The organism is Vibrio sp. Y176, assembly GCF_033438945.1.
Window position 1 is genome coordinate 1 of sequence record NZ_JAWOQS010000165.1, and the last position, 962, is coordinate 962.

General features: G+C 40.2%; 1 protein-coding gene. It reads right to left on the reverse strand.

Annotation, left to right across the window (positions count from 1 at the left end; all coding sequences use genetic code 11):
* Positions 1–541, reverse strand: a 541-nt coding sequence (locus R7O13_RS24865) for a LysR family transcriptional regulator (protein WP_318304939.1), incomplete at its 3' end; no start/stop codon positions are given.
* Positions 542–962: the final 421 nt, after the last annotated feature.

Here is a 962-nt window from a genome sequence, read left to right on the forward strand (position 1 = left end):
CTGACAGCTCTGGTAGGTTGGTGTTGCCAATCAGCAACAAGGTTTCCTCACATAAGAGCTGGCTATATTCATAATGAGTCGAAAGAGGCAAACACCGCACATGCAGATCACTTTCGCCATGAATGTTTTTAACTGCGCCATCTCCGGTAAGAATTTTCACGCGAATATTTGGATGGCGCTGGTGGAAATCATCGATATTTGGCACCAGCCAAAGACTGGCAAATGAGGGGGTGACATCGACAACCAACAGCTCTTGATCGGTATTGGTCTGAATTAGGCTGGCGGTTGCGTGCTGAATGAGCTCCAGAGCTTCTGTTATTTGGGGTAAATAGCGCTTTCCTTCCTCTGTTAGCTCCACGCCGTTTAACCCTCGATGAATGAGAGGAAGCCCAACGAGTTGCTCTAAAGATGCCATCTGTTTACTGACCGCTCCTTGTGTTACGCACAGGTCATCGGCGGCTTTAGAAAAGCTGAGATAGTTAGCCACAGCAACAAAAGTCCTCAACGCACGAATGGAAGGGTACTCACTGCCTTTTATCATTCTTTCAATTCCATTGAATTTGCTTAGGCACAGAGTAGAGGATTTGTGCTTTTAAGCAAAGCAAGGCACGACGGATGTGTGATTGGCTTCCTTTCTAATAAACACGCAACGCGATATTTCAATGACTATTTAACAACTCAAGAATATTCACGCTGTGTGTTTTTGTTTTGAAAAAACTACAAATTAGCGAGAAGCTTTTTCACTAGTTATATTTATCCTACATTTATATTGTTTGTGTAAGGTAAATAAATGGCCTGTATTTTGTTTTTTGTACGAGTTTTTTTAGCTAATTGTCAGAATTTTATTAAATTAAAATAGCTTTTCATGAATTTAATATTGGCATTGCTTTTGCTATTTATGATTGGAACTTTCGATAATCAGTTAATTTAGGAGAACGAAATGAAAAGCAATGTTGTTACTC